This is a genomic window from Micromonospora sp. B11E3 (assembly GCF_039871625.1).
Taxonomy (GTDB): domain Bacteria; phylum Actinomycetota; class Actinomycetes; order Mycobacteriales; family Micromonosporaceae; genus Micromonospora.
In genome coordinates this window covers 40,699-59,289 of the sequence record NZ_JBDPMC010000040.1, presented here as the reverse complement: position 1 = coordinate 59,289, position 18,591 = coordinate 40,699, and the positions used below count along the sequence as shown (strand labels likewise).

Here is an 18,591-nt window from a genome sequence, read left to right as displayed (position 1 = left end):
TCTATCTGTACCTGGCCGCCGCCATCGTCACCATCCGTCAGCTCATCACTCGAGCCCGAACCCTCTACCGCTGGGACGCCCGACCCACCACTCGCAGACTCAGATGACACCTATTGCCGGTCGCTCTTATCCGCTCGACCGCCGGGCCCGGGTGCCGGCATCATCCACGCCATGGCTGACATCGGGGAGAGCGGCGGGTTCGGGGCCGGGGCGAGCGTCCTGCTGGAGACCGATCGGCTGCGGCTGCGGCGGTTCGTCCCAGCCGACGCCGACGCCCTGGTCGAGCTGGACTCGGACCCTGAGGTCATGCGGTTCCTGACCGGCGGCCGGCCGACCCCGGCCGAGGTGGTCCGGGCCGAGGTGCTGCCCCGGCTGCTACGCGGGTACGACCGCCACCCCGGGCTGGGCCGCTGGGCGGCCGTGGACCGGGCGGGTGGGGAGTTCCTCGGCTGGTTCGCCCTCGACGCGCCGACGGACGGCGACGGGACGCAGGCCGAGCTGGGCTACCGGCTGCGCCGGGCGGCGTGGGGGAGGGGCCTGGCCACGGAGGGGTCGCTGGCGCTGGTCCGGTACGCGTTCACCACCCTCGGCCTGCGGCGCGTCTGGGCGGAGACGATGGCGGTCAACGCCGCGTCCCGCCGGGTGATGGAAAAGACCGGCCTGCGATACGTGCGCACGTTCCACCTCGACTGGGACGACCCGATCCCGGGCACGGAGCACGGCGAGGTCGAGTACGAGCTGCTGCGCGCGGAGTGGACGGCCGGCGACCGGGGCCGGTAGGGCCGATCTTGTCGCCGGTGCCCGGTCAGGAGCCCGCGGCGGCCTTGCGGGCGCGGTAGGCGGTGACGGCGGCGCGGTTGCCGCAACCGGCGTCGCAGAACCGCCGGGACCGGTTCTTCGACAGGTCCACCAGCACGTTGTCACAATCCGGATAGGCGCAGCGGCGGAGCCGACTCAGCTCACCGCTGCGAACGAGGTCGGCGATGGCCATCGCGGCCTCGACTGCCATCCGGGTGGCCAGCGGCGCGTCCCTCGGCACGGCGTGCAGGTGGTACGGCTCGTCGTCGTGCCGGATCAGTTGCGGCAGCGCCCCGGCCTCGCGGAGCAGACCGTTGACGATGGCCACGATCTCGTCGGTGTCGGCGTACCAGATCCGGCGCAGCCGGGGCCGCAGCTCCCGGACGGACCGCAGCTCCGCCTCGGTCTGCTCGTGCCGGCCGGTCCAGCCCTGCGCGGTGATGAACGCGCCCAGGGCGGCCACGTCCGGCAGCCCCTCCCCCTGGGCGCTTTCGGTGTTGACGAGGGCGGCGGACGCGATCAGCCCGCACTCAGTGTCATGAGCGAAGAGCAACTTGACTCCTGTCACTCGGCCGGCCTAGCGTCATCAGCATAAGACTACTTTGCTTGTGACGTACCCCGAGGAGAGTCATGCGTCCACGACCCGCCGCCGGCGTCGGACTCGGCCTGTCGCTGTTGTCGGCCGTCACCTTCGCCACCTCGGGCACCTTCGCCCGGTCGCTGATCGAGGCAGGCTGGTCGGCGGAGGCGGCCGTCGTCGCCCGCGTCGGCGTCGCCGCCCTGGTGCTCGTGGTGCCGGCGGCGCTGGCCGTACGCGGCCGGCTGCGCGTGCTGCGCCGCAACCTGCTCCCCATCGGGGTCTTCGGGCTGCTCGGGGTCGCCGCGGCGCAGGCGTGCTTCTTCAACGCCGTGCGTTACCTCCCGGTCGGGGTGGCGCTGCTGCTGGAGTACCTGGGCATCGTGCTCGTGGTCGGCTGGATGTGGCTGGTCCACGGCCAGCGCCCGCGCGGGCTCACCGTCGCCGGCTCGGTGGCGGCGCTCGGTGGCCTCGTCGGGGTGCTGGACCTCACCGGCGCCGGCCGCCTCGACCCGATCGGCGTGCTCTGGGGGCTGGGCGCCGCCATCGGTCTGGCCGGATACTTCGTGATCGCCGGCCGGCTCGACGACGGACTGCCCTCGGTGACAATGGCCAGCGCCGGCATGGCCGTCGGCGCGGCCGTCCTGCTCCTACTCGGCCTGGTCGGGGTGCTGCCGCTGCGGGCCGCCTTCGGCGACGTCACCTTCGCCGGGCAGCGCACCAGCTGGCTGGTCCCCGTCGCCGGCCTGGCGCTGGTCGCCGCCGTGGTCGCGTACCTGGCGGGCATCGCCGGCACGCGGATCCTGGGTGCCCGGCTGTCGTCCTTCGTCGGGCTGACCGAGGTGATGTTCGCGGTGCTGATCGCCTGGCTGGTGCTGGACGAGCTGCCGACCGCCGTGCAACTGCTCGGCGGGGCGCTCATCGTCGTGGGGGTCGCCGTGGTCCGGCTCGACGAGCTGCGCGCTGCGCGGGCCGCCGCCGGCCGGCCGGCCGAGCGGCCCACCGAACCCGCGCTCGCCACCGACCGCTGACCGCCCCCGCGCCCCCGCTCCCGCGCCCCCGCCCCGCCCCCGGCGCCCGCTCCCGCGGGCGCGTGATGTCGGCGATGGGACGGTAGTCGGGTGTGTGGGTGCGCGCGATGTCGGCGACATGGTGGCGGTGTCGGGGTGGGGCCGGTGCACGATGTCGGCGATGTGGTGGTGTCCGGGTGCGTGGGTGTGCGCGATGTCGGCGATGTGGTGGTGTCTGGGGTGCGTGGGGCCGGTGAGGCTGGGTGGGTGTGCGCGATGTCGGCGATGTGGTGGTGTCTGGGGTGCGTGGGGCCGGTGAGGCTGGGTGGGTGTGCGCGATGTCGGCGATGTGGTGGTGTCTGGGGTGCGTGGGGCCGGTGAGGCTGGGTGGGTGTGCGCGATGTCGGCGATGTGGTGGTGTCTGGGGTGCGTGGGGCCGGTGAGGCTGGGTGGGTGTGCGCGATGTCGGCGACGTGGCGGTGTCAGGGTGCGTGGGTGCGCGCGATGTCGGCGACGTGGCGGTGTCAGGGTGCGCGCGATGTCGGCGACATGGTGGCGGCGTCGGGGTGGGGCCGGTGCGCGATGTCGGCGACATGGTGGCGCTGAGGCCCCCTCCGGTGGGTCAGCGCCGCCAGCCACGGGCCACCAGCGCGGCGCGCACCTCCCGGACCAGGGCCGGGAAGTCCTGGTGGAGCCGGCGGCTGGTCGCGTGCAGCACCACCCAGCCCGCCCCGACGAGGTGGTTGAGCCGTTGCCGGTCGCGGTGCAGCTGGTCGGCGTCGGCGTGCCAGTGTCCGTCGTACTCAACGGCGACCCGGAAGCCGGGCCACGCCAGGTCGGGGTGCAGGACCAGCCCGGACGCCAGCCGCACCGGGTGCTGGGTGACCGGGCGGGGCAGGCCCGCTAGGACGAGCCGGACCCGCAGGTGCGACTCCGGTGGTGACTGGGCACCCCCGTCGGCGAGCCCGAACACCCACTGGGCGCGCCGGCCGCCCGGCCGGTCCGCGTTGTGGCCGGCAACCGCCGCCAGGGCTGCCCGGGTGGTGAGACCCCTGCCGAGCAGGCTGTCGACGATGGCCACCGCCCGGACCGGCTCCAGCCACACCGCCGTCTCCCACGCGGCCTGGGCCGGCTGGCTCCGCGGCAGCCTGCCAGCGTCATGGCCGGCCCTGCCAAGGCTGGCCGCGCCGGGGTCGGCGGCCGGGCCGGGCACGCGGAGGCCGGCCGGGCCGCAGCCGGTGGCGAGACTGATCGCGCGAGCGCCCGGCGTGCCGGGGTAGACCGACGCCCGACCCGGCTGGGCCGACAGGCCGCCCGCATCTGCGCCGATGGTCGCCGCATCTGCGCCGATGGTCGCCGCATCTGCGCCGATGGTCGCCGCGCCCGCGCCGAGGGTCGCCGGGATCGGGAGGTCCGCGCCGAGCGTGTGCACGCGGATGCCGGGTTGGGAGTCGACCCGCGCCGATCTCGGGATGAGCACGTGTACGTCGTCGGCGAAGGATGCCGCGTGCTCGATGCCGTGCAGCCAGGCCGCCGAGGGGCCGGCGAGCAGCGCGTCGGGCGGCAGCCGCAGCATGGCGGCGCGACAGGCCAGCCCGTGGTCGCGGTGCAGGCGGACGTCGGCGTACACGTCATGGCGTACGCGCAGCCAGGACGCGCCGCGGAGCTGGTGTCGGGTGAGCAACCCGCGCCGGACGGCCTCCGAACCGCGGAAGACCTGCCACTCCAGTGCGCCGGGCCGGTGAGGTTGTGGGGGCATGTCCACAGCGTCACGGTCATCCGACCCGTCGCGACACCCCTGTGGACAACCGCCGCACGCCACGCGCTGTCCCCCTGTGGACAACCGGCCCGATCGGGGCTCGATGTGGTAAGGGCGACGCGATGTCGGCGACATGGTGGTATCCGGCAGCCGGTACAGCCCCATGTCGCCGACATGGCGGGCAGCCCCGCCGCCTGCGACCGGGCAGCCCCGCTGCCTGCGGCCGGGCGGTCCTGCTGCCTGCGGCCGGGCGGTCCTGCTGCCTGCGGCCGGGCGGTCCTGCTGCCTGCGGCCGGGCGGTCCTGCTGCCTGCGGCCGGGCGGTCCTGCTGCCTGCGGCCGGGCGGTCCTGCGCCTGCGGCCGGGCGGCGGGTCAGGTTGCGAACGCCGCCGCTACGGCGGCGGCCGCTGCCAGCACCTGTTCGCCCACCACCTCCGGGTCCAGCGGTGCCAGCGCCACCACCCCGACGCTCGCCTCCAAGCCCGGTACGCCGAGCACCGGCGCGGCCACCCCGTACGCCCCGGGCTGCAACTCACCCGTGGTGCTCACCGGGCCAGCCGTGCCCGCCCGGCCGGCGAGGATGGCCCGTCCGGCCGCCCCCCGTTCCAGCGGGTGCCGCGTCCCCGTCCGGTACGCGACGTGGAACGACGTCCAGCTCGGCTCCACCACCGCCAGGGCGACCCCTTCTCCGCCCTCCACCACCGTCAGGTGCGCGGTCGCCCCGGCCTGCTCGGCCAGGCGGCGCAGGGCCGGCAGCGCCCCCTCGGCGAGCAGCGGCTGGGCCCGCCGGGCCAGGTGCAGCACTCCGGCGCCGAGGCGCAGGCGGCCGTCGGCGTCCCGCCGCACCATGCCGTGTCCGCTCAGCGCCCCGACCAACCGGTACACGGCGGCCCGGCCGATGCCCAGCCGGTGCGCCGCCTCGGTCACGGTCAGCCCGGCCGGCGCGTCGGCGACCAGGTGCAGCAGCCGCAGCCCCCGGTCCAGGGTCTGCGCCGTCTCGCCTCCGCGCGCCGTGTCGCCTCCGCGCGCCGTGTCGCCTCCGCGTGCCGTGTCGCCTCCGCGTGCGGTGTCGCCTCCGCGTGCGGTGTCGCCTCCGCGTGCGGTGTCGCCTCCGCGTGCGGTGTCGCCTCCGCGTGCGGTGTCGCCTCCGCGTGCGGTGTCGCCTCCGCGTGCGGTGTCGCCTCCGCGTGCCGTGTCGCCTCCGCGTGCCGTGTCGCCTCCGCGTGCCGTGTCGCCTCCGCGTGCCGTGTCGCCTCCGCGCGCCGTGTCGCCTCCGCGCGCCGTCTCGCCTCCGCGCGCCGGCGCGTTCCCGGCGCCGTCCGTCCGCTCCGCCGCCCGGGCCGTTCCGTCCGGCCGTCCCGCCTCGTCCACGAGGGGCAGCCTATGACCCGGCTCCGCCTCCGACCGTCCCGGTTCGCCGCGCGCCGCGGCGGGCGGCGTGCGGCCCAACTCGGAGCGACCCGGGGAAGCGCGGGCGGCTACCCTTGTACGGTGACGCTACGCCTGTATGACACCGCCACCCGATCGGTGCGGGACTTCGTCCCGCGGGAAGCCGGCAAGGTGGGGGTCTACCTGTGTGGCCTCACCCTCCAGGCGCCCCCGCACATCGGTCACCTTCGCTCCGGCGTCAACTACGACGTGCTGCGCCGCTGGTTGCTGGCCTCGGGCTTCGAGGTCACCTTCATCCGCAACCTCACCGACATCGACGACAAGATCCTGATCCGGGCGATGGACCAGGGCCGCCCGTTCTGGTCGATCGCGTACGCCAACGAGCAGGCGCTGGACGCCGCGTACCGGGCGCTGAACGTGCTCCCGCCGACGTACGAGCCGCGGGCCACCGGGCACGTCCCGGAGATGCACGAGCTGATCGCGAAGCTGATCGGCACCGGGCACGCCTACCCGGCCACCGACGGCTCCGGCGACGTCTACTTCGACGTGGCCTCCTGGCCCGCGTACGGGTCGCTGTCGGGTCAGTCGCCGGACGCCATGCAGCCGGCCGACGACGCCCCGGAGCGGGGCAAGCGCGACCCGCGCGACTTCGCCCTCTGGAAGGGCGTCAAGCCCGACGAGCCGGCCGACGCGTACTGGCCCTCACCGTGGGGGCGCGGACGCCCCGGCTGGCACATCGAGTGCTCGGCGATGTGCCGGCGCTACCTGGGCGCGGAGTTCGACATCCACGGCGGCGGGCTCGACCTGACCTTCCCGCACCACGAGAACGAGATCGCCCAGTCGCAGGCCGCCGGCCTGCCGTTCGCCCGCTACTGGGTGCACCACGGGCTGGTCAGCATCGCCGGCACCAAGATGGGCAAGTCGCTCGGCAACGCCCTCGACCTGGCGTACGTCGACTCGCTCGGGGTGCGCCCGGTGGAGCTGCGCTACTACTACGCCGCCGCGCACTACCGCTCCCGGATCGACTACTCCGAGGACGCGCTGCGCGAGGCCGGGGTGGCGTACCGGCGGATCGAGGGGTTCGTGCAGCGGGCCGCCGAGCGGGTCGGCACCGGGCAGCTCGGCACGCTGCCGCCCGGCTTCGTCGCCGCGATGGACGACGACCTCAACACCTCGGCGGCGCTCGCCGTGCTGCACGAGACGATCCGGGACGGCAACACCGCGCTGACCGCCGGCGACGATGTGACGGTCCGCACCGCGCTCGCCGACGCCCGGGCGATGCTGGATATCCTCGGGCTCGACCCCCTCGACGCCGTCTGGACCGGCGGCGGCCGGGCCGGCGACCTGCGCGACGCGGTGGACTCGCTGGTCGCGCTCGCCCTGGAGCAGCGCGCGCAGGCCCGGGCCCGTAAGGACTGGGCCGCCGCGGACGCCGTCCGCGACCAGCTCAAGCAGGCGGGTGTGGTGGTCGAGGACACCCCCCAGGGCCCCCGTTGGACTATTGGAGAGCAGGACTGATGGCCGGCAACTCGCAGCGCCGTGGCCGGCGACTGACGCCGAAGGCGGGCGCCCCCAAGGGCTCCGGTGGCAAGAACCGAGACGCCCTCGCGGGCCGCGGCAAGACGCTGCCGGCCGACGAGCGACCCTGGCACAAGGCGTACTCGGGCACCGAGAAGCTGCCCCAGCGCACCGCCTGGAAGCAGGAGAAGGAGCGCCGGGCGGCGGCCGAGGAGGGGCGCGCCCCGAAGGTCGGCCAGCCGGGCAGCAAGGACACCACCTGGGGCAGGGGCGGCGGGCGCGGCACCGCCGCTGCCGGTCGGGGCGGGGGCGCCGGCCGGGGCGGCAAGCCGACGGGCCGCACCGGCCCCCGGGTCGCCCCGGGCCGCAAGTCCAACCCGGCCAAGGACAGCCCGGAGCTGCTCGTCGGGCGCAATCCGGTGCTGGAGGCGCTGCGCGCCCAGGTGCCGGCCACCGCGCTCTACACGGCCCAGGGCATCGACATCGACGACCGGGTCAAGGAGGCCATCCGCACCGCGGCCGACCGGGGCATCGCGATTCTGGAGGTCAGCCGGGCCGAGCTGGACCGGATGACCGGCGGGGTGCTGCACCAGGGCGTCGGCCTCCAGGTGCCGCCGTTCGGGTACGAGCCGTTCGAGGACATGGTGGCGGCCGCGCTGGAGCAGGCGTGCCCGCTGCTGGTCGCGCTGGACGGGGTGACCGACCCGCGCAACCTCGGCGCCGTGATCCGGTCCGCCGCCGCGTTCGGCGCGCAGGGTGTCTTCGTACCCGAGCGGCGGGCGGCCGGGATCACCGCGACCGCCTGGCGGACCAGCGCCGGCGCGGCGGCGCGGGTGCCCGTCGCCCAGGTCACCAACCTGACCCGGTCGCTGAAGGCATGCCGGGACGCCGGCTTCATGGTCGTCGGGCTGGACGCCGACGGCGGCACCGACCTGTACGACCTGGAGGCGGCGGTCGGCCCGCTGGTCGTCGTGGTGGGCTCCGAGGGGCGCGGGCTGTCCCGGCTGGTCGGGGAGACCTGCGACCTGACCGTGCGCATTCCGATGGTCTCCGACGTGGAGTCGCTCAACGCCAGCGTCGCCGCCGCCGTCACCCTCGCCGAGGTGGCCCGCCGGCGCGCCGCGGAGGCGTGACCCGGCCGCGTCATCCGCGTACGACGAAAGGGGGCGGCCCGCCGGTCGGCGGGCCGCCCCCTTTCTCGCGTACGTCAGATCCGGTTGCCGGTGCCGGCGTGGAAGACGTGGGTACGGTCGGCGCGCGGCTTGACGAACACGGTGTCGCCCATGTTCGGCATGTTGCGCCGGTCGGTGCGGACCACGAACCGCTCGTTCTGGCCCTCCAGCGCGGCGTGGCCGTAGATGTTGGCGTCCGAGCCGAGGTCCTCGACCAGCTCGACCACGACCGGCATGCCGCCCTCGGTCGGGCTGACCAGGTCGCAGTCCTCCGGGCGGAAGCCGACGGTCACCTTGCCGTTGGCGCCGTCGGCGCGGGCCGCCTCGGTCTGCTCCCGGGTCAGCGGGATGACCAGCTCGGCGAACTCGGCGCCGTTGTCGGTCAGCGGCACGGTCTTGATGTTCATGGCGGGGGAGCCCATGAAGCCGGCGACGAAGACGTTGGCCGGGGTGTCGTAGAGGGCCCGCGGGGTGTCCACCTGCTGGAGGTTGCCGTCGAGCATGACCGCCACGCGGTGACCCATCGTCATGGCCTCGACCTGGTCGTGGGTGACGTAGACCGTGGTGATGCCCAGCTTGGCCTGCAGCGACGCGATCTGGGTACGGGTCTGCACGCGGAGCTTGGCGTCGAGGTTCGACAGCGGCTCGTCCATGAGGAAGACCTGCGGCTCGCGGACGATGGCCCGGCCCATGGCGACCCGCTGACGCTGACCGCCGGAGAGGGCCTTCGGCTTGCGGTTGAGGAAGTCCTCCAGCTGGAGCAGGCCGGCCGCCTCCTTGACCCGCCGGTCGATCTCGTCCTTCGGGGTCTTGCGCAGCTTGAGGGCGAACGCCATGTTCTCGTACACCGACATGTGCGGGTAGAGGGCGTAGTTCTGGAAGACCATCGCGATGTCGCGGGCCTTCGGCGGCAGGTGGGTGACGTCCCGGTCGTCGATGTAGATCGCGCCGTCGTCGACGTCCTCCAGGCCGGCGAGCATGCGCAGGCTGGTGGACTTGCCGCAACCGGAGGGACCGACCAGGACGAGGAACTCCCCGTCGCCGATCTCGAGGTCGAGCTGGTTCACTGCGGGACGCTCGGTGCCCGGGTAGATCCGGGACGCCTTCGCGTAGGTGACCGTGGCCATGCTGGAACGCTTCCTTTCACCGGCAGGAACGTGCCGGACGATCCGAGTGAAGGAGCGACCGGCGTCGTGCGACGCCGGCCTTCCGGGCGACGACCAGGCCAACCTGACGGCGACCTGGTGTCATCCGTGCCACTGCACGGTAAACGGCTTTCCGTGACCTGCCAAGACGGGGAGCATGGGGTGGGACGGACGGCATGCGCATTCCGGTCACTCGGGCACAGGCAGGCATCAATCTCCGCGTAGACCGGTCCGCCTGCCGACGAATGGCCGGCAACGGGTCGGCAAAACGGCGTTTTCCGTGCTCGGAGGGCCTGCCGAGGCGGATCTTCCGGCCTGCGTCGCTTATGCTGGCCACGAACGACGCGCCCCTGTAGCTCAGCTGGCCAGAGCACTCGCCTTGTAAGCGAGATGTCGCCGGTTCGATCCCGGCCGGGGGCTCCAACTCCATCGGGCTGTCCGGGACGGGTGGGTGCCGACCGAGAGCCGGCGGTTGACAGTGACGCTGACAGCCACCGGCTCACGGCAGCCCCCCGGCCCGCTGCCGCTCCCGACGTTCGGGGAGTTCGGCGACACCATTGCCCTCGTGGACGACACGGTGCGGGAACCCCAGGGCCTGACCCTCGTGCCGGTCCCGGACCGGCCGGGGCCAGCCTGTCGCAGTTGCGGGACGTGCACGATCGCATCGGGCTCGCGCATCGCTGGTCGAGCCTGGCATGGTCGCCACGAGACTGGGTCGACTGGCTCAGCGACCCGGCGTTGCGGCACTGGTGGATCCAGGTGAACGGCAACCTGGCCGGCTGGGGCTGCCTGCGCTGGCATCCGGGGCCGGAAGTGGAACTGGACACCTTCGGCCTCACGCGCCACCTGTGACGGCTCGTATCCTGGCCAGGTACGAAGGGGTGGGCATGAGTCGGGCGGTCGAGGAGTCCAACCGGGCGATGCTGCGCGCCCGCGACGCCATGGACCGGGCGTACGCCCAACCTCTGGACATCCCCGCGCTGGCCCGGATAGCGCACGTCTCCGAGGCGCACTTCATCCGTACCTTCCGCGCCACGTTCGGCGAGACCCCGCACCGTTACCTCCAGCGGCGCCGGGTCGAGCGGGCGATGTACCTGCTGACGCGGACCGACCGGGACGTCACCGACGTCTGCTTCGCCGTGGGCTTCGGCAGCCTCGGCACCTTCAGCCGAACGTTCCGGCAGATCGTCGGTGAGTCTCCGACGGAGTACCGCCGGCGCAAGGTCCCGGCGAACGTGCCGTCGTGCTTCGTGAAGGCGTGGATGAGACCGAGCAGTTTCGGATAAGCGGCAGGTCAGGCCAATGCCATAGCGTTCCGGGCATGACGATGAACGCGATCAGCCGCTCCCAGATCTACGTGCTCGACCAGGACGAGGCCCTCGACTTCTACGTGGGCAAGCTCGGCATGGAGGTCAACACCGACGTCGACCTCGGCTTCATGCGCTGGCTCACGGTCAACCTGCCCGGCGACCCGGAGCGCGAGGTCCTGCTGGAGAAGCCCGGGCCGCCGGCCCTCGACCCGGCCACCGCCGAGCAGGTCCGGGAGCTGCTCACCAAGGGCGCGCTGGGCGGCCACCTCTTCATGACCACGGACGACGCCCACAAGACGTACGAGGAGCTGGTGGCGAAGGGCGTGGAGTGCTACGACGAGCCGACCGAGCGGCCGTACGGCATCGACTTCGGCATCCGGGACCCGTTCGGCAACAAGATCCGTATCGGCCAGATGTTCCCGCGGGCCTGAGGGGCCCGCGGCGGCACGGCGACGAGGGGCCGGGGAGGCGCGGGTTGGCATCGCGCCTCCCGACCCGTGCGAGGTGACGATGGCGAGCCGCCTGCTCTATCTGGCCCGGCACGGCGAGCAGGACCGGCCCGCCGACGCCACCGAAGACCCGCCGGATGTCGGGCTTCTCCGACCGGGGCCGGCGGCAGGCGCTGCTGCTCGGCGAGCGGCTGCGTGGCGTACCGTTGCGCGCCGTCCACCACGGCCCGCTGCCCCGGGCCGCGGAGACCGCCACGCTGGTCACCCGGTCCCTGCCCGGGATCCCGGTGTACGCGACCGAGTTGGCCGGCGACCATCTGCCGCACGACACCGACCCGGCCGGCCTGCCCCCGGCGTACGCGAACCTCCTGGCCAAATTCTCCGCGCGCGAGCGGGTCGACGGGCCGCGGCTGACGGCGGACGCCGTACGACGGTTCGCCGGGCCGCCGGCCGACGGTGACGACCGGATCCTGGTCGTCACCCACACGTTCCTGATCGCCTGGCTGGTCCGGCATGCCCTGGACGCCCCGGCCGGGCGCTGGCTCGGGCTGAACCACCACAACGCGGGACTGACGGTGATCCGCTACTCCGACGCCGCCCCGCCGACCCTGATCGCGGCGAACGACGTGGCCCACCTGCCGCCCGAGCTGCGCGGCACGGGGCTGCCGGCGGATCATCGGGTGTGAGCGACGCCGCCCTGCGGCTACCGTCGGAGCTTGTGACGCCGCCGAACACGCCCGACCTGCCGAGGACCTACTTCGCCTTCCCGGGGCCGTTGCGCGACCAACTGGTCGCGGCCGTGCTCTCCGGGGCCAAGACCTCCACCACCGGCCTGCTCGCCGACTACGAGCGGGACGGCGAGCCGCTGTCGGCGGTCGGCGACCGCTCGGTGGTGGTCGACTCCGCCGACCGCCCGGTCGCGGTGATCGAGGTGACCGACGTGCGCGTGGTCCGGCTCGGCGACGTCGATCTCGACCACGCGCGCGACGAGGGCGAGGGGTACGACTCGGTCGCCGCCTGGCGGGCCGGCCACGAGGAGTACTGGCACGGCCCCGACTACCGCGGCTACCTCGGCGACCCGGAGTTCACGGTGGACGACGACATGCTGGCGGTCGCCGTGCGGTTCCGGCTGGTGCGGCGGCTCTGACAGGTCGCGAGGCGGGCCCCCGGGCTCCGGTTGATCGGCGGCTCCGGCCGACCACCGGTCAGCCGGCCGCCGGCGTCGGCCGGGCCGGTCGGCGTGCCTCGGCGACGGCGGATCGCTGGGCGGCTTCGATCGCTGGGCGGCTTCGATCACTGGGCGGCTTCGAGGATGAGGGCGGCCAGCGCCGACGCGGCCTCGGGCGGGGTGCCTGCCGCGGCGCAGTCGAGCCAGTTCACCGTGGTCGCGCCGATGGTGAGGCGATAGGCGAAGGCGTCGGCGCAGTGGCCGTCCGGTTCGGGGCTGGCGGCGCTCCGTAGCGTGGGGTCGGCGGCGAGCCGCCGCAGCCGGTCGAGATCGGCCGCGCCCAGTCGGCCGCTGCTCCGGGCGCCGGTGTGGTCCACGGCCGTCCACCGGCCGTCCCGCTCCACGGTGACCGTGTGGTGCTGTCCGGCGATGCCGCCCGAACGGCGGAGGGTGACCCGGACGGCGGCGGCGGAGGGGGTGCCCGCCGGCGCGGTCGCGGTGGGCGTTCCGGCGTCGGGCGGGGCCGGTGCGCTGGTGGTGGAGGGCGACGCGGCGGCCGCCGAAGGCGGCGGTGCGGGTGGGTCGGGCTGCTTCGTCGAACACCCGCTCAGCGCCACGAACAGCACGGCGATCGGGGCCAGGCGCGCGGGGAAGGGTCTCATGCCGGTCGGACGTGTCCGGACTCTGTGTGGTTCCTCACCTGCGGTCCCTCCCCCGAACGGCCAGTGTTGGGATCGGGAATCGGCTGCCCTCTTCTCTTTTCCTCGATGCATAGCTATATCTACATACGTGACTACCCTCGTCACGCATTCCTTGCAGGAGGGCACGTGAAGAAATCCCTCGCAGCCGTCGGCGTAGCGCTGCTGACCGGCGGCCTGCTGACCGTCGCCACAACCGCGCAGGCAGCACCCACCGCCGCGGCCCCGGACTCCTCGCCCGCCACCCGCGCCGAGTCGATCCTCCGCAGCAACCCCGGCGCCGTCCAGGGCGCCAGCGGAGAGGCGTACCAGGCCGTCCGCACGAAGGTGGACGCCGACGGCGCGGCGCACACCAAGTACACCCGGACCTACCACGGGCTGCGTGTCTACGGTGGTGACTTCGTCATCCACACCGCGGCGAACGGCGCGTACGCCGGGTCCTCGGTGGGCCTCGCGGCCCCGCTGGCCCTCAGCGTGACCCCGAAGGTCTCCTCCGCGAAGGCCAAGGAGGCCGCCCGCCAGGAGTTCTCCGGTTCGCTCACCGAGGTGGGTGCTCCCGAGCTCTTCGTCGACGCCAGCTCCGGCAAGGGGCGGCTGGCCTGGGAGACCGTCGCCTCCGGCTGGCAGGCCGACAAGCAGACGCCGTCGCGCCTGCACGTCATCACCGACGCGGTCACCGGCAAGGTCATCGGCTCCTTCGACGAGATCGAGTCGGTCGCCGGCACCGGCAACAGCATCTACTCCGGCACCGTCACCGTCGACACGACGCTCTCCGGCAGCACGTACCAGATGGTCGACCCGTCGCACGGCAACGGCACGACCTGCGACATGAACAACGGCACGTCGACCTGCACCACGTTCACCGACGCCGACAACGTCTGGGGCAACGGCACCAACTCCAACCGGCAGTCGGCCGGCGTCGACGCCCACTTCGGCGCCGCCAAGACGTTCGACTACTTCAAGCTGGTGCACGGCCGCAACGGCATCTTCGGCGACGGCCGGGGCGTGCCGAGCCGGGTGCACTACGGCAACAACTACGCCAACGCCTTCTGGGACGGCTCCCGGATGACCTACGGTGACGGCGCGAGCAACGCCCGCCCGCTGGTCGCCCTCGACGTGGCCGGCCACGAGATGGCCCACGGCGTCACCGAGGCGCTCTCCGGCCTGGTCTACTCCGGCGAGTCCGGCGGCCTCAACGAGGCCACCAGCGACATCTTCGGCACCGCGGTCGAGTTCTACGCCAACACGACCTCCGACCCGGGCGACTACCAGATCGGCGAGAAGATCAACATCAACGGCGACGGCACGCCGCTGCGCTACATGTACAACCCCGGCCTGGACGGCGCGTCGCACACCTGCTGGTCGACCAGCACCAAGAACGTCGACGTGCACTACTCCTCCGGCCCGGGCAACCACTTCTTCTTCAACCTCGCCGAGGGCACCGGCTCCACCGCGTACGGCACCTCGCCGCTCTGCGGCTCCGCCCCGGCGGTGACCGGCATCGGCCGGACCAAGGCGGAGAAGATCTGGTACCGCGCGCTCGACGTGTACTTCACCTCCAGCACGTCGTACGTCAACACCACCAACCCGGCCAACACCGCCCGGGCGTACACCCTGCGCGCGGCGACCGACCTGTACGGCACCTGCTCCACCGAGTACAAGACCGTCCAGGCGGCGTGGACCGCGGTGAACGTGGCCGGCAACGACGCGCCCTGCTCGACCGGCAACGACTTCTCCGTGACGCTGTCGCCGACCGCCGGCTCGGTGAACCCGGGCAGCGCCGTCTCCACCACCGTGTCGACCGCGACCACCAGCGGCTCCGCGCAGACCGTGACGTTCTCCGCGTCCGGCCTGCCGAGCGGCGCGTCCGCGTCGTTCAACCCGGCCTCGGTCACCTCGGGCGGCTCGTCCACCCTGACCATCAGCACCTCGGCCAGCACCGCGCCGGGCACGTACACCGTCACGGTCACCGGCGCGGCCACCTCGGGCAACCGCACGGCGACGTACACGCTGACCGTCAACGGCACCGGCGGCTGCACCAGCCCGGGCCAGAAGCTCGGCAACCCCGGCTTCGAGTCCGGCAACACGGTCTGGACGGCCAGCGCCGGCGTCATCGGCCAGAACGGCAGCGGTGGTCAGCCGCCGCGCACCGGCACCTGGAACGCCTGGATGGACGGCTACGGCACCAGCCACACCGACACGCTCTCCCAGTCCGTGAGCCTGCCGGCCGGCTGCGCCTCGTACACCTTCAGCTTCTGGCTGCACATCGACTCGGCCGAGAGCACCACGACCACGGCGTACGACACGCTGCGGGTGCAGGTGCTCAACTCGTCCGGGACGGTGCTGGCGACCCTGGCCACCTACTCGAACCTGAACAAGGCCACCGGGTACAGCCAGAAGTCGTTCTCCCTGGCCGCGTACGCGGGCCAGACCGTCACCCTGAAGTTCACCGGCACGGAGGACGTCTCGCTGCAGACCTCGTTCGTCGTGGACGACACGGCGGTCAACGTCTCCTGACGTAGCCGGACCGCCGGCGGGCCCGGCGGCCACCCCACACGGGTGGTCGCCGGGCCCGCGCCGTTATGGTCGCCGCACCGGTCGGCGCGCTCCCGAGCGCCGGGGGTCGGGCGAGGCGAGGGGGCGGTGACGGTGTCGGACGCGGAGTTGACCGTGGCGACGGCCGGGCCGGTGGCCAGGATCGTGATCTCCAATCCGGGGCGGCGCAACGCCATGACCCCGGCGATGTGGCGGCGGCTGCCGGTGCTGCTGGACCGGCTGGAGGCGGACGAGCGGGTCCGCGTCCTGGTGCTCACCGGCGCCGGCGGCACCTTCTGCGCCGGCGCCGACCTCGGGGATCTCGACGAGCTGCTGAACGCCGGGGACGCCAGCATCGCCGTCGCCGCGGAGGAACGGCTCGCCGCGTTCGACCGGCCGACCGTGGCCGCGATCGAGGGCGCCTGCGTCGGGGGCGGCTGCCAGCTCGCGGTGGCCTGCGACCTGCGGATCGCCGCCGCCGACGCGCGGTTCGGCGTGCCGCCGGCGCGGCTGGGCCTGGTGTACCCCGCGCCGACCACCCGGCGGCTGACCCGCCTGGTCGGCCCGTCCGCCGCGAAGCACCTGCTCTTCACCGCCGAGCTGATCGACGCCGAGCGGGCGCTGCGGATCGGCCTGGTCGACGAGGTGCTGCCGCCCGACGGGCTCTCCGCGCGAACGGACGCGCTGACGGCCACGATCGCGGAGCGCTCCCGGCTCACGATCGCCGCGGCCAAGGAGATCGTCGACGACCGGGCCGGCCCGGCCCGCATCGCCTGGTGGCACCGGAAGGCGCGGGAGAGCGGGGAGGCCCGCGAAGGGGTGGCGGCGGCCAACGAGCGCCGGCCCCCCGTGTTCCGCTGGACCCCGCCCACCGCCGGCTGACGCCCACCGCCGGCTGACGCCCACCGCCGGCTGACGCCCACCGCCGGTTGACGCCCGGGCGTCGCTCGCGGTGGGCGGGGCCGTGGAGGTACGCCCCGGAGGGGCCGACGGGTGCCGCGCCGGGGCGTACCCCGATGCGGCCCCCCGATGCCCGCCGGCCCCGCTCGTCACCGCCCGGCGAGCGACGCCCAGCTCGGTACGACCGGCTCGCGCCGCAGCGGCATGCCCGCCTCGGCCGGCGTCAGGTCGCCCTTGCGCTGGTTGCAGCCGTAGCAGGCGGCGGTGGTGTTCCGCCAGGTGTTCCGGCCGCCGCGCGAGCGGGGCAGGATGTGGTCGACCGTGCTGGCCGGCCCGCCGCAGTACGCGCAGCGCCGGCCGTCGCGGCGCAGCACCCCGGCCCGGGACCAGGGCGGGCCGGCGCCGAACCGCCAGCGGGTCACCGGCTCGACGCGTGCGGGCACGCGTCAGTCGGGCCACCCGCCCCGGAGACCAACGGATCGGCAACCGTCGACGGGTAGCCTCGACGACACGCTGGTGACGTGCGACAACGGCATGACCTGCTCCCGGCGTACTGGTTGACCTTGCGCGATCACGGTAGGTCGGCGGGCGCGCGGCGGGCAACGCATTTCGATCCGCCGACGCGCGCCGGGTCAGCGCCGGGCGAGCAGGCCGCGGGGGCGGATCGAGCGGACCGGCTCGGCCGCCGCGCCCGCGGCCCGCAGGATGTGGTTCGCGGCGACGATCCCGGTGGCCGCCGCCCGCTCCATCAGCGCGCTCGGGAAGTCCGTCCGGATGCCGTCGCCGGCCAGGTACAGCCCGGCGGCGTCGGTGCGTACCGCCGGTCGCCCGGCGTGGCTGCCCGGGGTGAACGCCGGGGCCTGGGCGGCCACCCGGGCCCGCAGCTCCCGGACCCGCAGCCGGGCCGCCTCCGGCCAGAGCGCGGCCAGCTCGCGCCACATCCGCCGCGCCAGCTCCTCGGCCGGCACGCCCGGATCACAGGCGTACGCGTGCAGCTCGACCACGGAGCCGCCGACGCGCTCCGCCCAGCGGCGAGGCTCGCGCTCCAGCCGGTGGTAGAGGGTCACCGAGTCCAGCGTCGGCTGCCGGGACACCCCGCTGAACACCGCCCGGCCGGGGCCGACGTCCCCGTCGCACCAGTACCGCGCCACCGCGTACGGCGGGCCGGGCGCGCCGAACGACGGCATCCGCGCCGCCAGCCCCGGTGCCGCCCGGGCGAGGCCGGGGGAGTTCGCGACGAGCGCCGCCAGCGCGGGCGGGTCGACGGCGAGCACCAGGTGCCCGGCCGCGTACGCGGCGCCGTCGGCCGTGGTCACCCGCCAGCCGTCCGGGCCCGGGTCCACCCGGCCGGCGGCGGCCCCGGTGACCACCCGCCCACCGCACCCCTCCACGTACCGGGCCAGCGGCCGCCAGATCGCGCTCGCGTAGTCCTCGTCCGGGCAGTCGAAGGCCAGCCCCTCCGGGTTGCCGAGCAGATAGAAGTGGAACTGGGCGACCAGCTCGGCGGCCGACATCTCCGCCTCGCGGTTGAAGAACGAGTGCGCGAAGACCTCGAAGAGCATCGCGCGGGCCCGATCCGGCAGCCGCAAGGAGTCGAGCAGCTCCTCCGCGGTGCTGGTGTCCAGCTCCGCGTACGTGCGTACCGGGTCGTAGGCGAGCAGCGACAGCGCGGCGTCCCGGTCCATCGCGCGCAGGTCGGCCAGGCGCACGCTGGGGCTGCCCAGCAGCAGGGCGAGCAGGTTCGCCGGCGGGGCCGGCGGCAGCCGGCCGAACTCCTCGGCGGGCCACCGCGCCGACAGGACGGGGTAGCCGGGGACCGGCCGGAGGAAGCCCAGCGACGGGTCGACCCGGCGCAGGATCGAGCGCCAGTTGTAGTACTGCCGGAAGAACGCGTGGAAGCCGTGCTCGACCGTCTGCGGTGTGCCGTCGGCCAGCGTCTCCGGCCATGCGCCCAGCCGGCCGCCGAGCGTCGGGGCCGCCTCCAGCACCGTCACGCCCACCCCGCGCTCGGCGAGCACCACGGCGGCCGACATGCCGGCGATCCCGCCGCCGACGACCAGGGCCGCGACCGGTTCCGGCACGCGGGGCGCACCACCGCCGCCCGGGTCCACCACGTGCTCCCGTACGCCGAGGAGGCGTCCGACCAGCCGCGACACGTCCATC

17 protein-coding genes, 1 tRNA gene and 2 pseudogenes are annotated in these 18,591 nt (G+C 74.1%); 13 read left to right on the top strand and 7 right to left on the bottom strand.

Annotated features, from left to right (window positions below):
* Positions 1-107 (top strand): annotated as a pseudogene (locus tag ABGB16_RS20315) (IS5/IS1182 family transposase); the annotation flags it as partial.
* A gap of 64 nt (positions 108-171) precedes the next feature.
* Positions 172-780 carry a GNAT family N-acetyltransferase gene (locus tag ABGB16_RS20310; RefSeq protein WP_347669665.1) on the top strand — a complete coding sequence of 203 codons (609 nt, stop codon included), beginning with the start codon at positions 172-174 and terminating at the stop codon, positions 778-780.
* 25 nt (positions 781-805) lie between these two features.
* Here the strand turns inward: ABGB16_RS20310 and ABGB16_RS20305 are convergent, their stop codons facing one another.
* Positions 806-1,351 (bottom strand): CGNR zinc finger domain-containing protein, encoded by a 546-nt coding sequence (locus ABGB16_RS20305; protein WP_347669664.1) that lies wholly within the window; start codon positions 1,349-1,351, stop codon positions 806-808.
* Positions 1,352-1,428: 77 nt separating this feature from the next.
* On the opposite strand from ABGB16_RS20305, the gene ABGB16_RS20300 reads away from it, so the two are divergent.
* The gene (locus tag ABGB16_RS20300; protein WP_347669663.1) at positions 1,429-2,406 is read left to right on the top strand and encodes an EamA family transporter; all 978 of its coding nucleotides are present in this window, start codon (positions 1,429-1,431) and stop codon (positions 2,404-2,406) included.
* A gap of 601 nt (positions 2,407-3,007) precedes the next feature.
* On the opposite strand, the gene ABGB16_RS20295 is transcribed toward ABGB16_RS20300, so the two are convergent.
* A complete protein-coding gene (locus ABGB16_RS20295; protein ID WP_347669662.1) occupies positions 3,008-4,144 on the bottom strand; it encodes a hypothetical protein in 1,137 nt (378 codons plus the stop codon).
* Positions 4,145-4,516: 372 nt separating this feature from the next.
* The gene (locus tag ABGB16_RS20290; RefSeq protein WP_347669669.1) at positions 4,517-5,128 is read right to left on the bottom strand and encodes a helix-turn-helix domain-containing protein; all 612 of its coding nucleotides are present in this window, start codon (positions 5,126-5,128) and stop codon (positions 4,517-4,519) included.
* A gap of 507 nt (positions 5,129-5,635) precedes the next feature.
* Here ABGB16_RS20290 and cysS point away from each other — a divergent pair.
* Both cysS and rlmB read left to right on the top strand, forming a co-directional pair.
* Complete coding sequence (cysS, locus tag ABGB16_RS20285; RefSeq protein ID WP_347669661.1) at positions 5,636-7,051, top strand: cysteine--tRNA ligase; 1,416 nt, start codon at positions 5,636-5,638, stop codon at positions 7,049-7,051.
* Positions 7,051-8,184 (top strand): 23S rRNA (guanosine(2251)-2'-O)-methyltransferase RlmB, encoded by a 1,134-nt coding sequence (rlmB, locus tag ABGB16_RS20280; RefSeq protein ID WP_347669660.1) that lies wholly within the window; start codon positions 7,051-7,053, stop codon positions 8,182-8,184. The genes cysS and rlmB overlap by 1 nt, the downstream gene beginning before the upstream one ends.
* Before the next feature lie 74 nt (positions 8,185-8,258).
* On the opposite strand, the gene ugpC is transcribed toward rlmB, so the two are convergent.
* Positions 8,259-9,350, bottom strand: coding sequence for a sn-glycerol-3-phosphate ABC transporter ATP-binding protein UgpC (gene ugpC / locus ABGB16_RS20275; RefSeq protein WP_347669659.1), 1,092 nt, complete (start codon positions 9,348-9,350; stop codon positions 8,259-8,261).
* 364 nt (positions 9,351-9,714) lie between these two features.
* Here ugpC and ABGB16_RS20270 point away from each other — a divergent pair.
* The 6 genes from ABGB16_RS20270 (at position 9,715) to ABGB16_RS20245 (ending at position 12,274) form a co-directional block, all read left to right on the top strand.
* A tRNA-Thr gene (locus ABGB16_RS20270) sits at positions 9,715-9,791 on the top strand.
* Between the two features lie 219 nt (positions 9,792-10,010).
* Positions 10,011-10,220, top strand: coding sequence for a hypothetical protein (locus tag ABGB16_RS20265; RefSeq protein ID WP_347669658.1), 210 nt, complete (start codon positions 10,011-10,013; stop codon positions 10,218-10,220).
* 35 nt (positions 10,221-10,255) lie between these two features.
* Positions 10,256-10,654, top strand: coding sequence for an AraC family transcriptional regulator (locus ABGB16_RS20260; protein ID WP_347669657.1), 399 nt, complete (start codon positions 10,256-10,258; stop codon positions 10,652-10,654).
* Between the two features lie 35 nt (positions 10,655-10,689).
* Entirely contained in the window at positions 10,690-11,109 is a 420-nt protein-coding gene (locus ABGB16_RS20255; RefSeq protein WP_347669656.1) for a VOC family protein, read from the top strand.
* Between the two features lie 155 nt (positions 11,110-11,264).
* Positions 11,265-11,813 carry a histidine phosphatase family protein gene (locus tag ABGB16_RS20250; RefSeq protein ID WP_347669655.1) on the top strand — a complete coding sequence of 183 codons (549 nt, stop codon included), beginning with the start codon at positions 11,265-11,267 and terminating at the stop codon, positions 11,811-11,813.
* A 32-nt stretch (positions 11,814-11,845) separates the two neighbouring features.
* Complete coding sequence (locus tag ABGB16_RS20245; RefSeq protein WP_347669668.1) at positions 11,846-12,274, top strand: ASCH domain-containing protein; 429 nt, start codon at positions 11,846-11,848, stop codon at positions 12,272-12,274.
* A gap of 146 nt (positions 12,275-12,420) precedes the next feature.
* On the opposite strand, the gene ABGB16_RS20240 is transcribed toward ABGB16_RS20245, so the two are convergent.
* On the bottom strand, positions 12,421-12,957 hold the full coding sequence (locus ABGB16_RS20240; protein ID WP_347669654.1) for a hypothetical protein: 537 nt from the start codon (positions 12,955-12,957) through the stop codon (positions 12,421-12,423).
* Positions 12,958-13,122: 165 nt separating this feature from the next.
* On the opposite strand from ABGB16_RS20240, the gene ABGB16_RS20235 reads away from it, so the two are divergent.
* Both ABGB16_RS20235 and ABGB16_RS20230 read left to right on the top strand, forming a co-directional pair.
* Entirely contained in the window at positions 13,123-15,510 is a 2,388-nt protein-coding gene (locus ABGB16_RS20235) for a M4 family metallopeptidase (RefSeq protein WP_347669653.1), read from the top strand.
* 126 nt (positions 15,511-15,636) lie between these two features.
* The gene (locus ABGB16_RS20230; protein ID WP_347669652.1) at positions 15,637-16,410 is read left to right on the top strand and encodes an enoyl-CoA hydratase/isomerase family protein; all 774 of its coding nucleotides are present in this window, start codon (positions 15,637-15,639) and stop codon (positions 16,408-16,410) included.
* 167 nt (positions 16,411-16,577) lie between these two features.
* Here the strand turns inward: ABGB16_RS20230 and ABGB16_RS20225 are convergent.
* Positions 16,578-16,850, bottom strand: a pseudogene (locus ABGB16_RS20225) (HNH endonuclease); the annotation flags it as partial.
* Between the two features lie 210 nt (positions 16,851-17,060).
* Complete coding sequence (locus tag ABGB16_RS20220; RefSeq protein ID WP_347669651.1) at positions 17,061-18,590, bottom strand: FAD-dependent oxidoreductase; 1,530 nt, start codon at positions 18,588-18,590, stop codon at positions 17,061-17,063.
* Between the last annotated feature and the right edge of the window lies 1 nt (position 18,591).